Annotated in this window: 6 protein-coding genes; all 6 read right to left on the bottom strand. The window is 67.7% G+C overall.

Translation table 11 applies throughout. From position 1 onward, the window contains the following. Positions 1 to 251: 251 nt before the first annotated feature. Positions 252 to 743, bottom strand: coding sequence for a [NiFe]-hydrogenase assembly chaperone HybE (hybE, locus tag QZY48_RS00495; protein WP_295426424.1), 492 nt, complete (start codon positions 741 to 743; stop codon positions 252 to 254). Then, positions 743 to 1,600 carry a hydrogenase expression/formation protein gene (locus tag QZY48_RS00490; protein ID WP_295426423.1) on the bottom strand — a complete coding sequence of 286 codons (858 nt, stop codon included), beginning with the start codon at positions 1,598 to 1,600 and terminating at the stop codon, positions 743 to 745. The genes hybE and QZY48_RS00490 overlap by 1 nt, the downstream gene beginning before the upstream one ends. A gap of 70 nt (positions 1,601 to 1,670) precedes the next feature. Then, entirely contained in the window at positions 1,671 to 1,958 is a 288-nt protein-coding gene (locus QZY48_RS00485) for a type II toxin-antitoxin system RelE/ParE family toxin (RefSeq protein WP_295426421.1), read from the bottom strand. Then, positions 1,958 to 2,227 carry a CopG family ribbon-helix-helix protein gene (locus QZY48_RS00480; RefSeq protein ID WP_295426419.1) on the bottom strand — a complete coding sequence of 90 codons (270 nt, stop codon included), beginning with the start codon at positions 2,225 to 2,227 and terminating at the stop codon, positions 1,958 to 1,960. The genes QZY48_RS00485 and QZY48_RS00480 overlap by 1 nt, the downstream gene beginning before the upstream one ends. A gap of 123 nt (positions 2,228 to 2,350) precedes the next feature. Next, positions 2,351 to 2,647 carry a HypC/HybG/HupF family hydrogenase formation chaperone gene (locus QZY48_RS00475; protein WP_295426417.1) on the bottom strand — a complete coding sequence of 99 codons (297 nt, stop codon included), beginning with the start codon at positions 2,645 to 2,647 and terminating at the stop codon, positions 2,351 to 2,353. Continuing rightward, a complete protein-coding gene (locus QZY48_RS00470; protein WP_295426415.1) occupies positions 2,647 to 3,270 on the bottom strand; it encodes a HyaD/HybD family hydrogenase maturation endopeptidase in 624 nt (207 codons plus the stop codon). Before QZY48_RS00470 ends, QZY48_RS00475 begins: the two co-directional genes overlap by 1 nt. Positions 3,271 to 3,892: the final 622 nt, after the last annotated feature.

Raw genomic sequence — 3,892 nt, 5'->3', positions numbered from 1 at the left:
CGAGAGCATCCGGGGCTGCGATAACCTCGATTACGACAACGACAACGACAACGACAACGAAGATGGCTCGAAAGGCAATCCTTACATGGAAATGTTTAACTTATTAGTGAACCTTTCCTTTACCCATATCTCGAAAAAAGAACTTCTCTCACGGAGACACGGAGGCACAAAGAAGGATGGTGTTCTTGCTCCGTGTCTGCGTGTCTCCGTGAGAGGATTCAGATGAAAGCGATCCCAGTAAGGGGCTGGGGTCATCGGACGCCCCCGCCCAGGACGGTGCGCAAGAGTCCGCGGCGGCTCAAGCCCGGCCGTGGGTCCGGGTCTGCCGCGCGCTGGCCGGCGGGGTCGAAGATGAGGGTGAGGATGGCCTGCGCCATGGCCAGGGCGCCCTCCTGGTCGGCGAAGGCGTCCATCGGGGAGAACAGTGAACAGGTCTCGTGGGGGCCCAGCTCCGGGTCCGCGGCGGCGATGAATTCATAGCGGCCGGCGGGCAGGTCCAGGTCGCGCTTGGTGCCGAAGCCACCCGGCGGGTTCCCGCACCGCGGCCCCGGCAAGGCGATGAGGTTCATGGTCCAGGGGGTGACCAGCACCCCGATCCACAGTCCCTGCCAGTCGCGCAGCCCCACCAGTTTGACCGCCAACCGGGGGTTGAGGATGGGCAGGCCCGCCATCCGCTCCCGGTGGACTCGCTCGAAGAAGCGCTCGATGCGCCCGGTGACCGACGCCGGTTCGCGGTTGACCACTAGCGCAGTGCCTCCAGGATCTCGGCCAGGCGCGCGGCGCTGTCGTCGAGATCCTCCTGGGCCGCCAGCACCGCCACCGGGGTCGGCGTGACCTCGATCGAATCCAGGATCAGTTGCTCCTGCGAGTTGTAGTGCCGCACCCGCCAGCAGTTGCGGACCCGGGTGGCGCCCACCCGGCAGTTGCCGTAGCCGCGCGAGAGCAGGGTGACCGGCCCGGTGCCCAGGGTCGCCTCCAGACAGGCCAGGTCTTGCGGGGTCTGCGGCAGCAGCGTCAGGTTGACGATGTGCGGCAGTTCGCCCGGCCGGCAGTCGGCGACCGCGGCGTTGACCTCGGCCAGGACCCCGGGGGCATTCATCACGCCGGGCGGGAGCGGGTCGGGCAGCGGCGCCTGGTCCGCCGCCCCCGCGAAGGCGGTGGCCCGCACCAGGCCGGGGAGGTCCGCGACCTCCAGATGATCGCGCTCCAAGGCGCCATGCGGGCCTAACGCGTGCACCCACCAGACCCCGGCGAGCCGGGTCTCCTGGATGCGCCCGCTCTGGGGGCCGGTGAGGAGGGCACTGACCTCGCCGTCGCCCAGGGTCTGCTCCAGCAGGTCCCGGTTGGGACGGTCCAGCGACGACAGGTCGAGCACCACCGGTGGGTCCGCGACCCGCTGCGCGGCCAGCGCGGCCTGGAGCCGTTCCAGCAGGGCCAGCGCCGGACCCAGCCCGGACAGCGCCGCGGGTTCCGGCAGGCGGGGCGCTTCATAGGTCGCCATCGCCCTGGGCATGGGCAGGTAGTCGAGGGCCGCCCCGTCTTGCTCCGTCGGCTGGGTACCAGGGCCGACGAGGCCGGCGGGGTTCTGCATCGGGTGCATGTATTGACCTCAGTGGAGATAAGTAAAGAGAGTGTCCTTGAGGGGCGCAGGGTCAGCTTCGGGCATTTTGCTATCGGTCCTCGCGCGTGTGCCACAGTCTTAACATAACGATGCTGGATTCGCGGATTTCGTAGCGGATCTCGTACCGGATCTCGTAGTGTCCGACGATGATCCGGCGGACCTCGCGCGGCTCGAACTCCTCCAGCTTTTCGCCGATACGCGGATTTGCCGTCAGCCTGGCCGACGCGGCGGTCAATTTCTGCACGGTGCGTGCGGCGGCAGGCTTGTTCACCAGGGCCAGGAACTCATGCAGGCGCGCCAAGTCCGATAGCGCCTTGGATGTCCAAGTCAACTTCATCAGCCAGGTACCGGCAGCGGCTCGGCGGTGCTCAGGCTATCGGCCCAGGCCTGCACCGCCTGGTGGTCGATGACGCGCCCGGCGTCCACATCGGCCAAGGCTTCGCGGGTCAAACGGTCGCGCTCCTCTTCCTGGTCGATCCAGGCCGCCAACGCCTGCTTGACGATCCACCCGCGGGAGCGGTCGAGGCGGGCCGCCAACCGATCCACCCTGTCGGCCAACAACAGCGGGACGTGCGCGGTCAGCACCTTGGTCTCTGTCTGCGCCATGATCTTGAACCTCTTTGTTGATCATATTCAATCATAGAGATTAAAAACGATTTTGCAAAGGTCCGGGCGTTTCGATCCGCGTGTACCATGACGGGAGACGAGGGCAGGCGTCGGGGCGCCCCTTCAGGCCTTGCGCAGGAACTCCGGAAGTTGCGGCTCCCGCCCCACCAGGTCCGCAAATAGATGATCGAAGGGCTCGCCCGCCGCCGCGGCGCTCAGTGCCGCCAGGGCGTCCAGCACCAGGCGGGCGCGGTCCTCGCTCAAGACCTCCCGCGCCGCGCCCTGGAAGACCAGGAGCCAGGTGCCGGGGCGCTGCTCCCCAAGCAGCCGGGTATCCACCTGGGTGGGATCGCCCGGCCCCTGGCACCAGGCCCAGCAGGGACCGGCCTCGATGACCTGCATCGGTACCCCGATGCACATCAGGGGCGGACCGCCGCAAAGCGCGGGTCACCCAGGCGCCAGGCCGCGGCCTCGCTGGGGCGGCCGGCCTCGTAGGCGTCCAGGCGCAGGGCCGCGTCGGGCAGGTCCAGCGGACGCTCCCGGCCGCCCTCGTGAGGCTCCCAAGCGACCCCGAATCCGGCCAGGTACTCAAGTGCGAGCGCGATGGCCGGCGCGATGCACGCCTTCACCTCCGGTCGGAGACTCCCGCCGAAGTCGTCGAGTTCCACCGGCTGGACCCCGATCAGCAAGAGGTGCCCGGGGTATTCGCCCAGCAAGTCGGCCAGGGCCAGGACCTCCTGGAACCCGGTCTGGTGCAGGCTCATCTTCTTCGCCCCCATGAAGTGGGGTACCTCCGCCCCCTCCACACGCTTGAGCGTCCCCGGCGCCAGCCCATAGTCCACCGCGTCGAAGACCACCAGCACATCGGCCCAGCGCACCTGGTCCACCAGATAGATCCCCTGGGTGCCGCCGTCGAGCAGCCGGCAATTGGGACCGAAGCGGTAGCCTTCGGCCAACGCCTCCACCGCCCGCACACCGAATCCCTCGTCCGCCCAGAGGACGTTGCCGATGCCGAGGATCAGGATCTTGGGTTGCTCGTTCATCGGGTGTGCTCCGGTTTACCTGTGTAATGGCGGCGGACAGGGCACTCGCCCCGTCCGGGTTCTTTGTTTAGCCGCCGATCGATGCCGCTGGCCCGCGGGTTTAGAGAAAATGTTCCGGACGGGGCGAGTCCCCGTCCAGCGCTACCTCCGACGGCGCGGGCCAAGCCCAGCCCCGCTATACCGATACCGAACAGGGCCGGCAAGACGGGGCCGGGGATATCTGCGATGTTCAGTGTCACCGAGTCCGCTTTGCCCCCGGCGCCCCAGGTCAAAGTGTAAAAAACTCTGACATTTTTTGGAGCTGAAATTTCCGCCTTTCACTCGGGCCACAAGCGCCATAACACCGGCGCTCGCAATCGGCAGAGGCATCCTGCCGGGCGCCCTGTTCGCCCGGTCGCGCACCCCGGAAATGGCACTGTTCCCCTTCGCCGTCGTCCAGGTACCCCCTGGGAGCGCCACACCGAAGTCGCGGCGCGATCTCGCAAACGACCACCGAAGCGGCCCCAGTGGCGCGGCTTATCAACCACAGCGATGATCCGGCCCAGCCGCCGCGGATCGGCCCGATCCGCGCGCCGCCCGCGCGGGACGCCCGGCCTTGATGATAACTGCGGCCACGCGCCCT

This window comes from uncultured Thiodictyon sp., from assembly GCF_903828115.1.
Lineage (GTDB): Bacteria > Pseudomonadota > Gammaproteobacteria > Chromatiales > Chromatiaceae > Thiodictyon.
Note: the sequence above shows the minus strand (reverse complement) of the source record. Positions and strands in the feature narration are given on the sequence as shown.

Excerpts from the sequence above, each read along its gene's own strand:
- QZY48_RS00490 (WP_295426423.1), bottom strand. The coding sequence starts at position 1,600 with ATGCACCCGATGCAGAACCCCGCCGGCCTCGTCGGCCCTGGTACCCAG.
- QZY48_RS00485 (WP_295426421.1), bottom strand. The coding sequence starts at position 1,958 with ATGAAGTTGACTTGGACATCCAAGGCGCTATCGGACTTGGCGCGCCTG.
- QZY48_RS00480 (WP_295426419.1), bottom strand. The coding sequence starts at position 2,227 with ATGGCGCAGACAGAGACCAAGGTGCTGACCGCGCACGTCCCGCTGTTG.
- QZY48_RS00475 (WP_295426417.1), bottom strand. The coding sequence starts at position 2,647 with ATGTGCATCGGGGTACCGATGCAGGTCATCGAGGCCGGTCCCTGCTGG.
- QZY48_RS00470 (WP_295426415.1), bottom strand. The coding sequence starts at position 3,270 with ATGAACGAGCAACCCAAGATCCTGATCCTCGGCATCGGCAACGTCCTC.